18 protein-coding genes are annotated in these 17,059 nt (G+C 60.3%); 11 read left to right on the forward strand and 7 right to left on the reverse strand.

Annotated elements, in window-relative coordinates; translation table 11 throughout:
* Position 1: 1 nt before the first annotated feature.
* On the reverse strand, positions 2 to 298 hold the full coding sequence (locus tag SPHFLASMR4Y_RS11045) for an SEL1-like repeat protein (RefSeq protein ID WP_089133593.1): 297 nt from the start codon (positions 296 to 298) through the stop codon (positions 2 to 4).
* A gap of 173 nt (positions 299 to 471) precedes the next feature.
* A complete protein-coding gene (gene panC, locus SPHFLASMR4Y_RS11050) occupies positions 472 to 1,311 on the reverse strand; it encodes a pantoate--beta-alanine ligase (protein ID WP_089134837.1) in 840 nt (279 codons plus the stop codon).
* A gap of 102 nt (positions 1,312 to 1,413) precedes the next feature.
* Between panC and SPHFLASMR4Y_RS11055 the strand changes: the two genes are divergently transcribed.
* From SPHFLASMR4Y_RS11055 to pgmG, 3 genes are all read left to right on the forward strand, one after another.
* A complete protein-coding gene (locus tag SPHFLASMR4Y_RS11055) occupies positions 1,414 to 2,238 on the forward strand; it encodes a division plane positioning ATPase MipZ (RefSeq protein ID WP_260806945.1) in 825 nt (274 codons plus the stop codon).
* A gap of 3 nt (positions 2,239 to 2,241) precedes the next feature.
* Positions 2,242 to 2,676: a J domain-containing protein gene (locus SPHFLASMR4Y_RS11060; RefSeq protein WP_089133594.1), complete on the forward strand. Its 435-nt coding sequence runs from the start codon at positions 2,242 to 2,244 to the stop codon at positions 2,674 to 2,676.
* Positions 2,677 to 2,766: 90 nt separating this feature from the next.
* Complete coding sequence (gene pgmG / locus SPHFLASMR4Y_RS11065) at positions 2,767 to 4,176, forward strand: phosphoglucomutase/phosphomannomutase PgmG (RefSeq protein WP_089134839.1); 1,410 nt, start codon at positions 2,767 to 2,769, stop codon at positions 4,174 to 4,176.
* Between the two features lie 43 nt (positions 4,177 to 4,219).
* On the opposite strand, the gene SPHFLASMR4Y_RS17360 is transcribed toward pgmG, so the two are convergent.
* Positions 4,220 to 4,342, reverse strand: a complete 123-nt coding sequence (locus SPHFLASMR4Y_RS17360; RefSeq protein ID WP_260806946.1) for a hypothetical protein — start codon at positions 4,340 to 4,342, stop codon at positions 4,220 to 4,222.
* A 25-nt stretch (positions 4,343 to 4,367) separates the two neighbouring features.
* Positions 4,368 to 4,490: a hypothetical protein gene (locus SPHFLASMR4Y_RS17365; protein WP_260806947.1), complete on the reverse strand. Its 123-nt coding sequence runs from the start codon at positions 4,488 to 4,490 to the stop codon at positions 4,368 to 4,370.
* A 355-nt stretch (positions 4,491 to 4,845) separates the two neighbouring features.
* Here SPHFLASMR4Y_RS17365 and SPHFLASMR4Y_RS11070 point away from each other — a divergent pair, with 355 nt between their 5' ends.
* Genes SPHFLASMR4Y_RS11070 through SPHFLASMR4Y_RS11085 form a run of 4 tightly spaced genes read left to right on the forward strand, consistent with a single transcriptional unit; the run spans position 4,846 to position 8,327 of the window.
* Complete coding sequence (locus tag SPHFLASMR4Y_RS11070; RefSeq protein ID WP_089133595.1) at positions 4,846 to 5,244, forward strand: MAPEG family protein; 399 nt, start codon at positions 4,846 to 4,848, stop codon at positions 5,242 to 5,244.
* An 8-nt stretch (positions 5,245 to 5,252) separates the two neighbouring features.
* Positions 5,253 to 6,959: an N-acyl-D-amino-acid deacylase family protein gene (locus tag SPHFLASMR4Y_RS11075; protein ID WP_089133596.1), complete on the forward strand. Its 1,707-nt coding sequence runs from the start codon at positions 5,253 to 5,255 to the stop codon at positions 6,957 to 6,959.
* Between the two features lie 32 nt (positions 6,960 to 6,991).
* Positions 6,992 to 7,405, forward strand: a complete 414-nt coding sequence (locus SPHFLASMR4Y_RS11080; RefSeq protein WP_222102926.1) for a DUF1801 domain-containing protein — start codon at positions 6,992 to 6,994, stop codon at positions 7,403 to 7,405.
* A 7-nt stretch (positions 7,406 to 7,412) separates the two neighbouring features.
* On the forward strand, positions 7,413 to 8,327 hold the full coding sequence (locus SPHFLASMR4Y_RS11085; RefSeq protein ID WP_089133597.1) for a histone deacetylase: 915 nt from the start codon (positions 7,413 to 7,415) through the stop codon (positions 8,325 to 8,327).
* On the opposite strand, the gene SPHFLASMR4Y_RS11090 is transcribed toward SPHFLASMR4Y_RS11085, so the two are convergent.
* Positions 8,317 to 9,408: an AI-2E family transporter gene (locus SPHFLASMR4Y_RS11090; RefSeq protein WP_089133598.1), complete on the reverse strand. Its 1,092-nt coding sequence runs from the start codon at positions 9,406 to 9,408 to the stop codon at positions 8,317 to 8,319. The two genes, SPHFLASMR4Y_RS11085 and SPHFLASMR4Y_RS11090, sit on opposite strands and share 11 nt — an antisense overlap.
* A gap of 185 nt (positions 9,409 to 9,593) precedes the next feature.
* Here SPHFLASMR4Y_RS11090 and SPHFLASMR4Y_RS11095 point away from each other — a divergent pair, with 185 nt between their 5' ends.
* The 4 genes from SPHFLASMR4Y_RS11095 (at position 9,594) to SPHFLASMR4Y_RS11110 (ending at position 15,183) form a co-directional block, all read left to right on the forward strand.
* Complete coding sequence (locus tag SPHFLASMR4Y_RS11095) at positions 9,594 to 12,104, forward strand: ligase-associated DNA damage response DEXH box helicase (RefSeq protein ID WP_089133599.1); 2,511 nt, start codon at positions 9,594 to 9,596, stop codon at positions 12,102 to 12,104.
* A 59-nt stretch (positions 12,105 to 12,163) separates the two neighbouring features.
* Complete coding sequence (locus SPHFLASMR4Y_RS11100) at positions 12,164 to 13,114, forward strand: retroviral-like aspartic protease family protein (RefSeq protein ID WP_089133600.1); 951 nt, start codon at positions 12,164 to 12,166, stop codon at positions 13,112 to 13,114.
* 105 nt (positions 13,115 to 13,219) lie between these two features.
* Positions 13,220 to 14,194 (forward strand): retroviral-like aspartic protease family protein, encoded by a 975-nt coding sequence (locus SPHFLASMR4Y_RS11105; RefSeq protein WP_089133601.1) that lies wholly within the window; start codon positions 13,220 to 13,222, stop codon positions 14,192 to 14,194.
* A gap of 164 nt (positions 14,195 to 14,358) precedes the next feature.
* A complete protein-coding gene (locus SPHFLASMR4Y_RS11110; RefSeq protein WP_089133602.1) occupies positions 14,359 to 15,183 on the forward strand; it encodes a DUF3187 family protein in 825 nt (274 codons plus the stop codon).
* 253 nt (positions 15,184 to 15,436) lie between these two features.
* Here SPHFLASMR4Y_RS11110 and SPHFLASMR4Y_RS11115 read toward each other — a convergent pair whose 3' ends face one another.
* Together SPHFLASMR4Y_RS11115 and SPHFLASMR4Y_RS11120 are read right to left on the reverse strand one after the other, a co-directional pair.
* The gene (locus SPHFLASMR4Y_RS11115; protein WP_089133603.1) at positions 15,437 to 16,087 is read right to left on the reverse strand and encodes a glutathione S-transferase; all 651 of its coding nucleotides are present in this window, start codon (positions 16,085 to 16,087) and stop codon (positions 15,437 to 15,439) included.
* Positions 16,084 to 17,022 (reverse strand): rhodanese-related sulfurtransferase, encoded by a 939-nt coding sequence (locus tag SPHFLASMR4Y_RS11120; RefSeq protein ID WP_089133604.1) that lies wholly within the window; start codon positions 17,020 to 17,022, stop codon positions 16,084 to 16,086. Before SPHFLASMR4Y_RS11120 ends, SPHFLASMR4Y_RS11115 begins: the two co-directional genes overlap by 4 nt.
* Positions 17,023 to 17,059 lie beyond the last annotated feature (37 nt).

Genomic DNA, 17,059 nt, shown 5'->3' on the forward strand with positions numbered 1-17,059 from the left:
ATCAAGCCGCGCGGCGCGAAGTTTCCTGCAGCCAGTTGCGCGCTTCCCGCTGCGCTTCGGCGATTTCGCGCGCTGTCATATCGAGCGAGATTTCCGCGCGGCAGATCTTGCTTTCGTCATGGCCGGACAATGCCGCCAGATTGAACCATTTATGCGCTTCGATCAAATCGACCTCGACGCCATCCGAGCCGGTCGAATAGATCACCCCCAGATCAAAATATGCATTGCTGCTGCCATGCGATGCCTCGGCGAGGCGGCTTTCTATCAGAAAGGCCGCGCTTTTCATGCTGTTGCCCATATCATCAGTCCCTGTTCCTGTTGCCGCATTTCCTGGCGACAGGCCGACATTCACCGCAATCTGCTAAAGAAATGGTTAACGCGAATCGCAACAATCCGGTTTTACGATTTCAAAACTTCGTGAAATCAGCGGTTTTTCCCGATTTATTTGGTTAACCGGGCGGCGCTGTAGACCTAGGAAACAGGGATATTGTCGATCAAACGTGTCCTGCCGATATGAGCGGCGGCGAACAGGCGGGCAGGTTTCGTAAAAATATCGAGAATTGTCAGCCGATTGGCATCGCGAAGCTCCAGATAATCGACTTTGTGGAAGCCGGAACCCAGTATTCTGGCCTTCGCGGCCGCCAGTATATCGGCAATATCGCCGCCCGCCGCGATTGCGCTGGCGGCTTCCCGCATGGCGTCAGGCAGCGCCACGGCATTGGCCCTTTGCTCTTCGGTCAAATAGGCGTTGCGCGAGGACAGGGCGAGACCGTCGGGATCGCGGACCGTCGGCACGCCGACAATATCATGGGTAAAATCCAGATCGCGCGCCATCCGGCGGATGACCGCAAGCTGCTGATAGTCTTTTTCGCCGAAATAGGCGGCGTCGGGGCGGATCTGGTTAAACAGTTTTGCCACCACCGTGGCGACACCGTCAAAATGGCCCGGACGTGCCGCACCGCATAAACCGTCGCTGATCCCGCCAACACTGACATTGGTGGCATAGCCGTCCGGATAGACCTGATCGGCCGTGGGCGCCCACAGCAGCTTTACCCCCGCAGACTCCAGCAGAGCCGCATCGGCGGCTTCCTGGCGCGGATAGGCGTCCAGATCCTCTCCCGCTCCAAACTGTGTCGGATTGACGAAAATCGACGCAACCACCACATCGCATTGCTCCATCGCTTTTTCCACCAGCCGCATATGACCAGCGTGCAGAGCGCCCATGGTCGGAACCAGACCGATTCTGGCGCCGGCTGTGCGGAACGCCGCCAAAGCGTCCCGCAGCGGGTCAAGCTGTCGAACAATTTGCATGGATCACTCTTTGCGTTTAGATTTTTCCGTAAAGCTCGTGTAGGCTATGGGGCGGTATTTCGTCCTTCGCAAGGGCCAAGAACAGGGGGTATTGATCAGACCGTGACCAGCAGTGCGTATCATATTGTCTTCGCCAACGAGAAGGGCGGCACCGGCAAATCGACCACCGCCGTGCATGTCGCGGTTGCTCTGGCCTATCAGGGACATAAGGTCGGGATCATCGATCTCGATCCGCGCCAGCGGACATCCTATCGTTATCTGGAAAACCGGGACGCGACGATGAAGCGGCTGAATATCGATATTCCGCAGCCCTTTTACGAGGTGTTCGAGGACGACAATCTTGCCCGCCTCGAACAACTGATGGCGCAAATGGCCGAAAATGTTGATTTTCTGCTGTTTGACACGCCGGGTCGGGACGACAAATTTGCCCGCTTCGTTGCAACCAGAGCCAATACGCTGGTTACCCCGATCAATGACAGCTTCGTCGATTTCGACCTTATCGGACAAGTCGATCCGGAAACCTACAAGGTCCGCAAGCTCAGCTTTTACGCCGAACTGATCTGGGATGCGCGGAAGGCGCGAGCCAAGGCGGATGGCACGACGATCGACTGGGTATTGCTGCGCAACCGGACGCAATATGTCGAAGCCCATAATATGAAGCGGATCGTCGCCGCACTGGCCGAATTGTCGCAACGCGTCGGTTTTCGAATCATTCCCGGCCTGAGCGAGCGTGTTATCTACCGCGAATTGTTTCCGGCCGGCCTGACCATGCTCGACAAGAAATATCTCGGCCGGCTCGCCACCAGTCACCTCGCGGCACGTCAGGAATTGCGCGAGCTCATCAAACATCTGGCGCTGCCGCAAACAGCGGAGCAGATCGCCGAAAGTACGGCGGCCTCTGCGACGAAACCCAAGCTGGTCGCCTGACCAATGACACCCCTGCTCATCTTTGGCGGCGCGATTCTGGCGTGGCTGATCTTGTCGGGCAAGGCAAAGGCCATGACTCCCAACCAGTGGCTGGCGCTGGTGGTGGCGCTGATCGGCGCGAATTTCCTGCGCGGCGGGAGCTGGATCATGGGCGGCGCGATGCTGGCCGGCGCCGCTTTCCTGAGCGGTTGGCGGATATTGATTCCGGTGCGCGACAAAGAAGAACCGAAGCGCAAGCCGCGCAATTTCGAGCTGGACCGGGCGCGGTCTTTATTGGGCGTCAGCGATGACGCAGGCTTTCTCGAAATCAATGCAGCCTGGAAAGAGCGGCTGGCCGAACATCATCCCGACAATGGCGGGGACGAGCAACTGGCCAAGATGATCAACCGCGCGCGCGACATATTATTGGAAGATTTGGAAGCATCTTCCCGCCGCTAGCCATTGCGGCATATTTTCATACTATTGCTGGATTTTCAGGAACCTGCGCCTTAGAAACACAGGCCAGTCCAACCAGCCAAGGCCATGACCATGAACGCTCCGACTTCCCACCAGTTCCATTCCACCTCCTTGCGCGAATATGACATTCGCGGCATCATCGGCGAGACGCTGGGCGAGGAAGATGCCTATGCGATAGGCCGGGGTTTCGGGACCCTGATCGCGCGCGATGGCGGCACTGCGGTAGCCACGGGATTTGACGGACGGACCAGTTCCCCGATGCTCGAGGACGCGCTGGTGCGCGGTCTCAATGATGCCGGAATCAATGCCATTTCTGTCGGAATGGGCCCCACTCCGATGCTATATTATGCCGAATCTGTACTGGAAACGGTCCAGGGCGGCATAATGATTACAGGAAGTCACAATCCTGCCAATTATAACGGCTTCAAGATGGTGTTCCAGGGCCGGCCCTTTTTCGGTGCCGACATATTGGGACTGGGCACCATGGCATCCGAGGGCGACTGGGACCAGGGCAGCGGCACGTTCGAGCGGATCGATATCGAGGATGAATATGTCGAGCGCCTGCTGAAGAATTTTACCGGCGGAGCGTTCAAGGTCGGATGGGATTGCGGCAACGGCGCGGCCGGACCGGTGATCGAGAAACTGACCAAGCTGCTCAGCGAGCGCGGCGCCGGCGAGCATCACCTGCTCTACACCGAGGTCGACGGCAGCTTCCCCAACCATCATCCCGATCCGACCGAGGAAAAGAATCTCGCGGATCTGAAAGCGCTGGTCGCGGAGAAGGGACTCGACTTCGGCGTCGCCTTTGACGGCGACGGCGACCGCATCGGCGCGATCGACGGCGAGGGCCGGGTGATCTGGGGCGACCAGCTGCTGCAAATCTACGCCGAGGATGTGCTGAAAAGCGAGCCCGGCGCGACGATCATTGCGGACGTGAAAGCCTCGCAGGCGCTCTATGACCGGATCGCGGAATGCGGCGGCAAGCCTCTGATGTGGAAAACCGGCCACAGTCTGATCAAGTCGAAGATGAAGGAAACCGGTTCGCCGCTGGCCGGCGAGATGAGCGGCCATGTCTTTTTCAAACATGATTATTACGGCTTCGACGACGCGCCTTATGCGGCGATCCGGCTGATTCAGGCAGCGACCAATATCGGCAAGAGCGTCAGCCAGTTGCGCAGCGACATGGTGGATATGATCAACACGCCGGAAATGCGCTTTCAGGTCGATGAAAGCCGGAAATTTGCCGTGATCGACGAAATATTGGAGCGGCTTTCGGCCAGTGGCGCCGATGTCAACGACACCGACGGCGCGCGGGTCAATACCGAGGACGGCTGGTGGCTGCTGCGCGCCAGCAATACCCAGGATGTTCTGGTCGCACGGGCCGAAGCCAAATCACAGGATGGTCTCGACCGGCTGATGGCGCAGATTGACGAGCAGCTGGCCCTGTCGGGGCTGGAGCGCGGGGAAAGCGTGGGGCACTGATTCCCGCTGGCTCGATTGCAGGATTGTCGCCGGCCGATGGTTATCAGATGAAGGTCGAAAGGCTGCCATGAGTCGCAGGGCCAATGGCGCTGATCACGGATATGGCTGAACAGACCAGAGCGGCGAAACCGACGGCGATTTCCTGACGAAATGTGAAGCGGGGCATGTTTTCTTCCTTCCGATAAGCGGGTTTATGCGATCAGGGCAGCGCTATTTTGAACCGCAGGACCAACGCTGGCGGAAACCAGGACAGCAGCGGAGAAAAGAGCGGCAACGGCGGCGGCGATGTGGTTCTGGATATTTGCGTTCAACATTTTTCATTCCTTTTTCAAAATCTGGCCTTCGAAACGGGTTGTTAGCGAAGATGCCAACAGCTTTGCACGGGCCGTGCCAGTTTCATAAAATCCATATTTTTTAATGGGTTGAGTCATTTCTGCTTGATCGCCAAATTTACCAGATGCTGACTAGTGGCAAATATTGCTACTATTTGGCCAAGGACTCTGGCCGACCCGACCGCAATGCGGATTGTTGAGCCATAGAGGCACGAGCGCGCTGTCAAACGGCGTCCAGAAAATTCCGCTCTGCATCCATGTCTTATCGAAATGCACTATGGCCAGGCCCGACCCGATCGTTCAGGACAGTCTGAAAAAGGGATGGGGATAGCGGATCATGGACCCGTATATTTATGTGGCAATCGTCAGCGCACTGGCTTTGCTCGCTTATTATTTCACGCTGCTGATGGCCGGGCTGGCGCGCCGCCGGTTCAAGATCGAACCGCCATCGCACAGCGGACCACCGGAATATGAACGCCACGTCCGGGCGCATCACAACACATTGGAACATCTGGTGCTGTTTCTGCCCGGCCTGTGGCTGTTCGCCTATGTCGTCAGTCCCTATTGGGCGGCAGGAATCGGTTCGATCTGGCCGTTGATGCGGGTCGGCTATGCTCTGGGCTATCACAAGGAGCCGAAGAAGCGGCTGCTCTGGCTCTACGTCAGCATGCCGCCCATCTATATTTTCGTACTGGGCAGCTTGATCGGTGGCATCGTTCAGCTTGTGAGAGGGTGATACAGAATATGACAGAAATATATGATCTGGTAATTCGCGGCGGCACTATTGCCGATGGCAGCGGCGATAATCTCTTTGACGGGGATATCGCGGTCAGCGACGGCAAGGTAGCGGAAATCGGCAAGGTCTCGGGTTCAGGCCGCGAGGAAATCGACGCCAGCGGCAAGATTGTCACCCCCGGTTTTATCGACGTGCACACCCATTATGACGGCCAGTGCATCTGGGCAGAAGAGCTGAGCCCTTCCTCCTCGCATGGCGTGACCACCGCGATCATGGGCAATTGCGGTGTCGGTTTTGCGCCCTGCCGGAAGGAAGATCACGACATGCTGATCAACGTGATGGAAGGGGTCGAGGATATTCCCGGCGTGGTCATGGCCGACGGTTTGCCCTGGAGCTGGGAGACATTTCCCGAATATCTCGACACCGTGGAGAAGGGCAAGCGCGATATCGATATCGCCGCCTATCTGCCGCACTCGCCCTTGCGCGTCTATGCCATGGGTGCGCGCGGTGCTGCGCGGGAGCCAGCCAATGACGATGATCTGGCGATGATGCGCAAACTGGCGCGAGAAGCGATGGAAGCCGGCGCGATCGGTTTCGCGACGTCACGGCTTTCGATTCACAAGACCGCCGATGGCGGCTCCATCCCGACTTTCGAGGCCGATGTGGCCGAACTGGAAGCCATTTGTGGCGGCATGAAGGATGCCGGCACCGGCACTTTCCAGGTGGTACTCGACGCCTTTGTCGGCTGGGACAAGGAATATCAGGTAATCGAGCGGGTGGTCGAAAGCTCCGGCCGGCCCGCCACCTTCACGCTGGCTTCCGGCAATGACGGGCCACCGCGCTGGCGCAGGGTGCTCGAGATGATCGACCGCACCCATGCCAATGGCGGCAAGGCGACTGCCCAGATCATGCCGCGTCCGATCGGCCTGATCGCCGGGCTGGAGCTGACGGTCCATCCGTTCATTCTCTGCCCGAGCTGGGCCAGGATTGCCGACCTGCCCGTCGATCAGCAGGTCGCGGCGATGCGGGATCCGGAGATGCGCAAAGCCTTGCTGAGCGAGGAATTCGCGCCCGGCCATCCGTTCAACGCGCTGGCCCGCGACTGGAACTGGCTGTTCCCGCTCGACAATCCGCCGGACTATGCGCCGCCGAAGGAAATGAGCATGGCCGGGCAGGCCGCGGCCAAGGGCTGCACGCCGCAGGAAATTGCCTATGACCGGTTGCTCGAAACGGATGGCAAGGGCCTGTTCCTCGCCGCGCTCGGCAATTATGAAAATGGCACGCTGGACAGCGCCCATGAAATGCTCAGCCACCCGCATTGCATCCCCGGGCTCGGCGATGGTGGTGCCCATTATGGCGCGATTTGCGACGCCAGCTACTCGACCTATTTGCTGACCCAATATGTCCGCAATCCGGGCGCGCAAAGCTTTGAACTGGCGCAGGCGGTGCATATGTTGTCGCACAAGGCCGCAAAAGCGGTGGGGCTCGACCAGCGTGGCTTGCTCCGGCCCGGTGCCAAGGCCGATATCAATGTGATCGATCTCGATAATCTGCAATTGCATCTTCCCGAAATCGTAAAGGATCTGCCGGCGGGCGGGCAAAGATTGCACCAGCGCGCAACCGGCTATGATGCGACGATCGTGTCGGGCGAAATCATCCGGCGGTTCGACCAGTCGACCGGAGCAAGACCCGGACGGCTGATACGCGGCGCGTGACAACAAGTCGGGTCGGCTGATATTGGGTCGGGATGACAGAGGACATTCCCGAACCCGTGCGCGCCGCCTGGAAAGGGCTTCCGGAACCGCTGACCGTGAGACTCGTGCAGCTTCGGCGACTGATTCTGGATGTCGCGAGCGAGAATCCGGCGATCGGTCCTCTGGAGGAAACGCTCAAATGGGGAGAAGCGGCGTTTCTGACGTCGGCCACCGGGTCCGGCACGACGGTGCGGATCAACCGGCACAAAAAATCTGAAGCGATCTATGGATTATATGTGCATTGCCAGACCGATCTGATCGCCCGCTACAGACAGCTCTATGATCAAGAGCTGACCTTTGACGGCAATCGCGCAGTGCTGTTTGACTGCCGCAACGCACTGCCCGTCGATGCGGCCAGGCATTGTATCGCCATGGCTTTGACCTATCATCTGCGCAGGCAATCCTAGGTCACCGATGCTCCATATCGTCCACCATCCCGATTATGTCGCGCCGCGCCCGGCCAGCGGCAGCTTCGTCTTTGACAAATATCAGCTGGTGATGGAGGCGATCCGCGCCCATGCGTCCTTGCATCAGGCCCATCGGCCCCCGCTGATGGAGCGCCGCTGGATCGAGGCGGTTCATGATCCCGACTATGTCGAACAGGTGCTGACCGCCACTGTTCCACGTGAAATAGAGCGACGGATCGGCTTTCCGGTGTCTGCGGATATTGCCAGCCGCGTGCAATATACATCGGGTGGTACCTGGCTGGCGGCGCAGCTTGCCTTGCAGCATGGCTATGCAGCGAACAGCGCCGGTGGCAGCCATCATGCGCTGGCCGACACGGGGGCGGGCTATTGCGTGTTCAACGACCTGGCGATCACCGCCAACCGGCTGCTGGCGGAAGGCGATGCGCGCCGGATATTGATTGTCGATCTCGATGTGCATCAGGGCGACGGCACCGCGGTGCTGCTGGCCGGGCGCGAGGATATCTTCACCCTGTCGATCCACAGCGAACGCAATTTCCCGACCAGAAAGGCGCGTTCCAGTTGCGATATTGCGCTGCCCGATGCGGTGGAGGATGATGCCTATCTCGCGATACTGGACGGAGCTTTGGCGGACATTCTGAAGCGCTTTCAACCGGATATGCTGCTCTATCAGGCCGGTGTCGATTCGCATGTTGATGACCGGCTGGGCCGGCTGGCGCTTACCGACAGCGGTCTGGAGCGGCGCGACCGGATGGTCATCCGCAGCGCGCGCGATCTCGGGATCCCGGTCGCCAGCGCACTGGGCGGCGGCTATGGCCGTGACCATCGCGCGGTGGCGCTGCGCCACGCGCGTTCGATGATCATCATGGCGGACGAAGCGAAACGCGGCGGGGTTATTCGCTAGCTTTTTCCGGCTCCGCCGGTCCCGCCTGCATATCGGAAAAAATGCTCCAGATGGCGATGAACAGCGCCGCCACCAGCGGGCCGATGACGATGCCGTTGATCCCGAACAGCTGCAGTCCGCCGAGCGTCGAGATCAGCACGACATAGTCGGGCATCCGCGTGTCCCGGCCGACCAGCGTGGGCCGGACGAGATTATCGACCATGCTGATCACGAAGACGCCACAGAGAACCAGCACCACGGCCTGCCATATATCTCCGGTGATGAACAGATAGAGGGCCACTGGTACCCAGACGAAGCCGGTACCGATCGCCGGGATCAGCGAGAATATCCCCATCAGCACCGCCCATAGCAGGGCGCCGCGGATATCGAGCGCCCAGAAGACAAGGCCGCCGAGACTGCCCTGGATGATCGCGATAATCAGGCTGCCCTTGATCGTCGCACGGATCACCACCAGAAATTTATCCATCAGAATGCGCCGCTTTTCCTCGCCGAGCGGTACCATCTGTTCGATCCGGTCGCTCAGCGCACGGCCGTCCCGCAACAGAAAAAAGGTCAGATAGAGCATGACACCAAGGCCAAGCATGAACTGGAACGCGCCCTGGCCAACGCTGAGCAACTGGGTCACCAGAAATTCGAGAATGGCGGTAATCGACTGTTCGATTTCGGCCCTGATGCTGGCAAAATCGCCATAGCCATAAGCGGCGAGCTGATTCTGCACCCATTGCGGCAGGGAATTTTCAAAAGCTGCAAAGACGGCGCCAAAATCGATTTCCCCTTCCTGGATCCGGACATAAATGGTCGCGGCCTCCTGCGCGAGGGCCATGCCGAGCAGGATCGTCGGAACAATGACCAGAAGCAGAATCAGAATCAGCGTGACCGCCGCGACCAGATTGGCCCGGCCCGGCAGATAGTCGAGCAGCCGTTCGTAGACCGGCCGAAACAGGACAGCGACGACGACGCCCCAGACGACGGCGCCGAAAAACGGCTCGATCAGCACCGCGAAGGCCAGCGAAATGATGACCAGCAGCGTGATCATGAAACCCCATTCGACGCGGTTGTTCGATGCTGTCCGGTTGTCCATATCTGGCGCTCTTGTTGGGCCGGCTATCGCCGCCGCGTGAAAATAGCTGTGCCCGGCAGATACGGGAATATTCCGGGGCGGGCAAGGATCGGACGTCATTGTCAGTCCTATTATCTGCACTATCTATACTATAGGACAGGCGCGCATGCGCAGGGATAGAGACAGGACGGAGCAGGATCAGCGCAATGGCCGATGACAATATTCCGTCTATCCTGAGCGACTGGTTCGCCGCGCGCGGCTGGCAGGTGCGGCCGCACCAGCTGGCGATGCTGGAGACAGCCCGGGTCGGGCGTCACGCCCTGCTGACCGCACCGACCGGGGCGGGCAAGACGCTGGCGGGCTTTTTGCCGACACTGGTAGAGCTTGTGGAACAGGCGGACAGGAAACCCGTTCGTGCTGAGCCTGTCGAAGCACCCGGCCAGACGCAATCGACCCTTCGACAGGCTCAGGGCGAACGGAAAGACCTCCACACGCTCTATATCTCGCCGCTCAAGGCGCTCGCGGTCGATGTGCAGCGCAACCTGCTGACGCCGATCGCGGAAATGGGCCTGCCGATCACGGTCGAGACGCGCAGCGGCGATACGCCGGCGGCGCGCAAGGCACGGCAGCGGGTCAAGCCACCGCAGATTTTGCTGACCACGCCGGAATCGCTCAACCTGCTGCTCAGCCAGCCGGAAAGCTTTGCCCTGTTTGCGAATCTCAGGCGTGTGGTGATCGACGAAGTGCACGCCTTTGCCAGCGGCAAGCGCGGCGACCTGCTGGCCCTGTCGCTGGCGCGGCTGCAGAAAATTGCCCCGGAAATGCAGCGTGTTGCCCTGTCGGCGACGGTGGCCGAGCCGGATGATTTCCGCGCCTGGCTGGCGCCATATGGCGATATCGACAGCGTCACCCATGTGCGGGGCGCGGACGGCGCGCCGGCCGATCTGTCGATCATGCTGCCCGAGACGCCGGAGGGCGATCCGGTGCGCGTGCCCTGGTCCGGCCATGCCGGAAGCTATGCGATCCCGCAGGTGATGGAGCAGATTCGCAGGAACCGGATGACCCTGATCTTCTGCAACACCCGGTTTCTCGCCGAGTTCACCTTCCAGCAGCTGTGGGACATCAATGACGAGACGCTGCCCATCGGCGTCCATCACGGCAGCCTGTCGAAGGAAGCCCGGCGCAAGGTCGAGAACGCCATGGCGTCAGGCAAGATGCGGGCGCTGGTTTGCACCGCCTCGCTCGATCTCGGGGTCGACTGGGGCGATATCGACTGCGTCATCCAGATGGGCGCGCCCAAGGGCTCGTCGCGGCTGCTGCAGCGGATCGGTCGCGCCAACCACCGACTGGACGTATCGTCGAAAGCGCTGCTCGTGCCCGGCAACCGCTTTGAATATCTCGAGGCGCAGGCGGCGCTGGATGCGGTCAATGAAGGCCGCCGTGATGGCGAGCCGTTCCGCGCCGGCGGCCTCGACGTGCTCGCCCAGCATGTGATGAGTTGCGCCTGCGCCGGGCCGTTCCAGGAGGACGATCTGCTCGACGAGGTGCAAAGCGCCCTGCCCTATAGCGCCCTGTCGAGGGAACAGTTCGAGCGGGTGCTGAATTTCACCCGCGACGGCGGCTATGCGCTGAAAGCCTATGACCGGTTCAAGCGGCTGCGCCGGGATGCCAGGGGCGTGTGGAGCCTGACCCATCCGAAATTCGCCGCCCAGCACCGGCTGAACGCGGGGATCATCGTCGACGCGGCGATGATGAATGTGCGGTTCAAGAACGGCCGCAATCTCGGCAAGGTCGAGGAAGGCTTTGCCGCCATGCTGTCGGTCGGCGACACGTTTTTCTTCGCCGGCCTGAGTCTCGAGCTGATCAAGATGGATGCCAGCGACGTGATTGTCCGCGCGGCCAAGAAAGCGGCGATGATCCCGAGCTATGGCGGCGCGCGGCTGCCGCTGACCACCCATTTGTCGGACCGGGTGCGCGCTTTCCTGACCGACCGGGCCGGCTGGTCGCGTTTTCCCGACGATGTCCGCGAATGGCTGGAAATGCAGGACCATCGCTCGGTCATGCCCGAACCGGGGCAATTGCTGGTCGAGACCTTTCCGCACAAGAAGCTGCATTATATGGTCGCCTACAGTTTCGAAGGCTGGAACGCGCACCAGTCGCTCGGCATGCTGCTAACCCGGCGGATGGAGGATCGCGGACTCAAGCCGATCGGCTTTGTCGCCAATGATTATGCGCTGGCCTGCTACAGCATCGAGCCGGTCACCGATCCCCGCCCGCTGTTCAGCGCCGACATCCTGGAGGAGGAATTTTTCGACTGGGTCGAGGGGTCGCATCTGCTCAAGCGCGCCTTCCGCGAGGTGGCGGTGATCAGCGGGCTGGTCGAGCGTCAGCATCCCGGCAAGCGCAAGACCGGCAAGCAGGTCACCTTCTCGACCGACCTGATTTTCGACGTGTTGCGCAAATATGAGCCGGATCATCTGCTGATGCAGGCGGCCTGGGCGGATGCAAGAGCACGGATGACCGATGTCGGACGGCTGGGCGACCTGCTCGACCGGGCGGCGGACTCGCTAATCCATGTCGAACTGGAGCGGGTCAGCCCGCTGGCAGTGCCGGTGCTGGTGATGATCGGGCGCGAACATGTGGCGCAGGGCGCGACCGATGACGCGCTGCTGATCGAGGCGGAATCGCTGATCAACGAGGCGATGACAATCGACTGAACCGGTCGACACATCGGGCGAAATTTGGAGAGAAGCCGGATATAGCGTAGAGTGACGCCATGGCTTGTCCGACGATGCTATTGCCCGTCTGTGCGTCGCTTCTTGCGGCCCAGCCCGTTGTGCCTCTGGCGGTCGAACCGGAAACCGAAGCCCGTATCGCCGACCGCCTGCCGGACGAATTTCTCCAGTCCGACCCGGAACAGATTGCGATCGCCAGGGACCGGCTCGACCGAATGACGGTTGCGGTGCGCATCGCTGACACCGGCCCCTATCAATTCATCATCGATACGGCCTCGCAGCGCACCATATTGTCGAAGGAAATCGCCGGTGCGCTGGCCCTCGATGTGGAAGATCAGGTCCGGATAATCGCGCTGGCCGGAACCACCATTGTCGAGACCGTCTATGTCCCCAGCCTGACGCTGGGGAAACGCAGCTATGACAGCCTGGTTTCACCGACATTCCGGGCGGCCAACATTGGCGCCGATGGCGTTCTCGGCCTCGACAGTCTGCAGGGGCAGCGCATTCTGTTCGACTTTCTGGGCAAGAATATCTCGGTCGAGGATACGAAGCAGAAGCTGAAAAGCCGCTCCCTCCGCGAGATCGTGGTGACCGCGCGGCGGCGGTCCGGCCAGTTGATTTTCGCCAATGCCACTATCGCCGGAATCAGAACCAGCGTGATTATCGACACCGGCGGCGAGCTTTCGATCGGCAACAAGGCACTGCAACGGCGGTTGCGCATCCAGTCTTCCGCGCTTGTCAAAACCAGTCTGGTCGATGTCACCGGCCGCTCGATCGAAGCCGATTACGGCATCGCCGAGGAATTGCTGATCGGGCGCGCGCGTTTTGGCATCATCCCTATCGCCTTTGCCGATATTGCCCCGTTCAAGGCGTTGAAGCTGGAAAAGAAACCGGCACTGTTTCTTGGTATGGACGCGCTGCGCCAACTTGATCGGGTGGCGATCGATTTCGCCAATCGGAAAATCTATTTTCTGCTGCCGGAAGATGCCTGAAAATCTTCATGGTCGAAACAGAAGGTCGATTCATGCTATAGTCATGGCAAGCCGGTCGCCAGACACCAAGCTGTCGCTGCCCGGCAGAAACAGATTGGAGAGACGATGTCAGCCCTTTTTACCAGCATGACACCCGCGATTCTGGCCTATGCACTGACGCTGGCCTATCCCCTTCCTCTCGGCCAGTCGGTGAAGCCCGGCAGCCTGACCAGTCCCGAAGGCGAGATCGTCGATATCGATCAGGATCGGGCCAAGAGAATGACCGTTCCGGTCAGTATCGAGGGCAAGGGACCGTTTTCCTTCGTCATCGATACCGGCGCCGAACGAAGCGTGATCTCCCGGAGAATCGCCGACAGCCTGGCGCTCGAAGGGGAAAAACCGGCCGAGCTGATGAGCATCGCCGGCACGACCACGGTCGATATGGTCTATGTGCCCCGCCTGACCATGGGCCGCAAAAATTATGATGGTCTGATTTCACCGGTCCTGGCGGCCCAGCATATCGGGGCCGATGGCATTTTGGGGCTGGACGGCTTGCAGGACCAGCGGATTTTGTTCGATTTCGTCACTGATCAGATCATTGTCGAAGACGCGGAGGAAGCGCGCGGCCGCGCAAGATCCCGGGAAATCGTGGTGACCGCCAAGCGGCGGTCCGGCCAGCTGATTTTCACCGACGCGAAGATCGCCGGAATAGAGGTCAACGTGATCGTCGATACCGGAGCGCAGATGTCGATCGGCAATCTGGCTTTGCGCCAGAGACTGCAGCGGCGCGCCAGCGAACTGGACGATGCCGACCTGCTGATATCCGTCACCGGCGCGACCCTGGGTGCGGAATTTGGCATGGTTCGCGATTTTCGTATCGGCCGCGCCCGGTTCCCGCGCCTGACTGTTGCCTTCGCGGATTCCCCGCCCTTCGAACGCTTTGGTCTCACTGACAAGCCGACCGTGCTGATCGGAATGGACGTATTGCGGAAATTTGATCAGGTCGCGATCGACTTTCCCAGACGGAAAATCCACTTCCTGACCCCCAAGAACACCAAGGAGTTTGTCGACAAGCCGCTGAACAGCAAAATCCATTTCTGAAGGTCGGACTGAACGACGCTCCATGACCACTGTTCGGGTTTGGCGAACCTGGGCCGGGAAACAATTTCGAAAAATAATGTGGATTAAACCGCCGCTGCGGTTCGTTCCCCTTGCACAGGCAAGCAACAGCCATGCTTGCCACGTCCTCAAGGAGCGAACCCGATATGCGTATTTTTCTCACCGTGCCGATTTTTCTCGCCGCCGCCAGCCCTGCTCTGGCGCAGAATTCCGATCTTCAGGACGCCAGCGTTCGGGAGAATGACAGCGCCGGAGACGACAGCCGTTTCTATCTGCTCGCTGACGTGGATCATGTCGAGGGCGATGTCGGCGAGGGGCTGGAATACAAGACCACATTTGCCACCACCGGCGTGGCGATGAGCAAGGGCCGGTTCAGTGCTTCGGCATCGCTTCCCTATATTGTGTCGACCGCCCCGCAGGAAGTGATCGTCAATCAGGGCGGGCTGTTCGGCACGCCGCTGCTGGGGTCGACCGGATCGCAGACCGGACAGGTAAAGCGCGAGGGAATCGGTGATCTGTCGCTCAATGCCGCTTATCAACTGCCAGTTTCCGGCGTCAACGCCACTGTCGGCGCTTCTGTCAAACTGCCCACCGCATCACAAGAGAAGGGGCTGGGAACCGGTCAGGTCGATTACGGAGTCTCCGGTCAGCTCTCAAAGAAAATGGGTGCGGTCGTGCCATTTGTCGGTGCCGGCTATACGATCGTCGGCGAGCCGGATGAATTCGAAACCCGCAACCGGCTATCGGGCACGGCGGGGAGTCATGTTCTGCTCGGCGAGAGCAGCGCCCTCACCGCTTCCTATAGCTACGAACAATCCGCCACGACCGGCATCGGCGACAGCCAGAGCCTCAACATGGGCTTCGGCACCAATCTGACCCGCTCGGTCCGGATCGGCGTCGATGGTGCCGTGGGCCTGTCGGACGCCGCGCCGGACACGAGGGTCGGACTGAAATTGCGCGTCGGGATCTGATCGAGGCGCTATCATACACCCGCGCCGATCGCTTGCCGTCTACCGCTCCCGCGACAGGCACGGAATGGACTCGCACGAAGACACAAAGCCACGAAGGCTATAAGATGGCGCACAATTGTGCTCCAATCTCGGGGCGCTTTGCGTCTTCGTGGCTTCGTGCGAGTCCAGATAGCGTTGGCCGGTGCAGCTGTTCCCGCAATATTTTGGCGTCGCCCGAATCGACGCCGGTCCCATGTCCTGTCTCGGGGCCGCGCTACACCGCCACGTCCAGAGCAAAAACCGGTTCCTCATCCCCGTTTTTCCACTGCGGATATTTTTGCATCGTGGTGGCAAACAGCGGCGAGGCGAGATGGTCGGCCAGCCAATTCTGCAGGGCGGACAGGGGCAGAGCGTCGAACCAGTCGCGGTCATTATTGGCGAACTGGCGGACGAACGGGAAGATCGCGTGGTCGGCCAGCGTCGGCTTTGCGTCCATCAGCTGCCCTGACGGTTGAATCAGACTGTCCAGCTTATCGAGAAAGGTCAGTCCGGCAGCGCGATGCTGCAGCGGGTCGACATTCTCATAGCGGGTCGGATATTTATAGCGGTCGAGCGCGTGTTTGAACGGACCATCGGCCTCGGCGATCAGTTCGGATTCGGTCGCGCTTCCCTGCCGCCAGCCTTGCGGGTCGTTGCGGTCCAGCGCCCAGCGCATGATTGCCAGGCTTTCGTCGATGACCTGTCCGTCGGGCAGCACCAGTACCGGTACCGTGCCCTTGGGCGAGGCGGTGATCATTTCTTCCGGCTTGTCACGCAGCACCACCTCGCGCAGGCGCACCGGCGTGTCGCTGACCAGCAATGCCATGCGCGCGCGCATCGCATAGGGGCAGCGGCGAAAGCTGTAGAGGACCGGCAAGTCCGTCATTCGGTGCCGAGATGCTGGCGACCCTCGGCCGCGGCTTTTTCAACCTGACGCTGGCGTTCACGATAGCGGGCACGCTGTTCGTCGCTCCGCTGGTCGATGCAATGCGGGCAGGCTTCACCCGGAATATAGTCGGGCGAGGCGCGATCGGTAGCGTTCAGCGGCATCCGGCAGGCATAGCATTGGCCATAATCGGCTTCGCGCAAGCCGTGGCCGACGGCGACTCGCTGGTCGAACAGGAAACAGTCGCCCTGCCAGCGGCTTTCGGATTCGGGCACATGTTCGAGATATTTCAATATGCCGCCCTTGAGATGCTGGACATCTTCGAACCCTTGCGCCTTGACATAGGCGGTCGCCTTTTCGCAGCGGATGCCGCCGGTGCAGAACATGGCGATCTTCGGTGCTTTTTCTGAATCCTGTCGCAGCTTCTCGGAAAAATCGTCGAACCAGGCCGGAAAATCGCGGAAGCTTTCGGTGTTCGGGTTGATCGCGCCGTCAAAACTGCCGATCGCCACTTCATAGGCATTGCGCGTATCGATCACGATCGTGTCCGGATCGGCGATCAGATCGTTCCAGTCGGCCGGGTCGACATAGGCACCTTTCTCGGTCGCGGCATCGACGCCCTCGACGCCCATCGAGACGATTTCCTTCTTCAGCCGGACCTTCATCCGCAGGAAGGGCATCGTGCTGGCTTCGGAATATTTGACCTCGAGATCGGCAAAGCGGGGCAGCTCGCGCAGGCCTTCGATCACCGCGTCAATCGCGTCGGGCGCGCCGGCAATCGTGCCGTTGATGCCTTCATGCGCCAGCAGAATCGTGCCCTTGAGGCCGTGCTGCTCGCACAGCGGCAGCACCTGCAGGCGAAGGACTGCAGGATCGTCGACCACGGCAAAATGATAGAGCGCGGCGACTTTTACAGGAGTTTGAGATTCGGTCATGGGAGCGCATATAGGGCGGCCGGGCAGGAATTTCCAA

It is taken from the genome of Sphingorhabdus sp. SMR4y, from assembly GCF_002218195.1.
GTDB lineage: Bacteria > Pseudomonadota > Alphaproteobacteria > Sphingomonadales > Sphingomonadaceae > Parasphingorhabdus.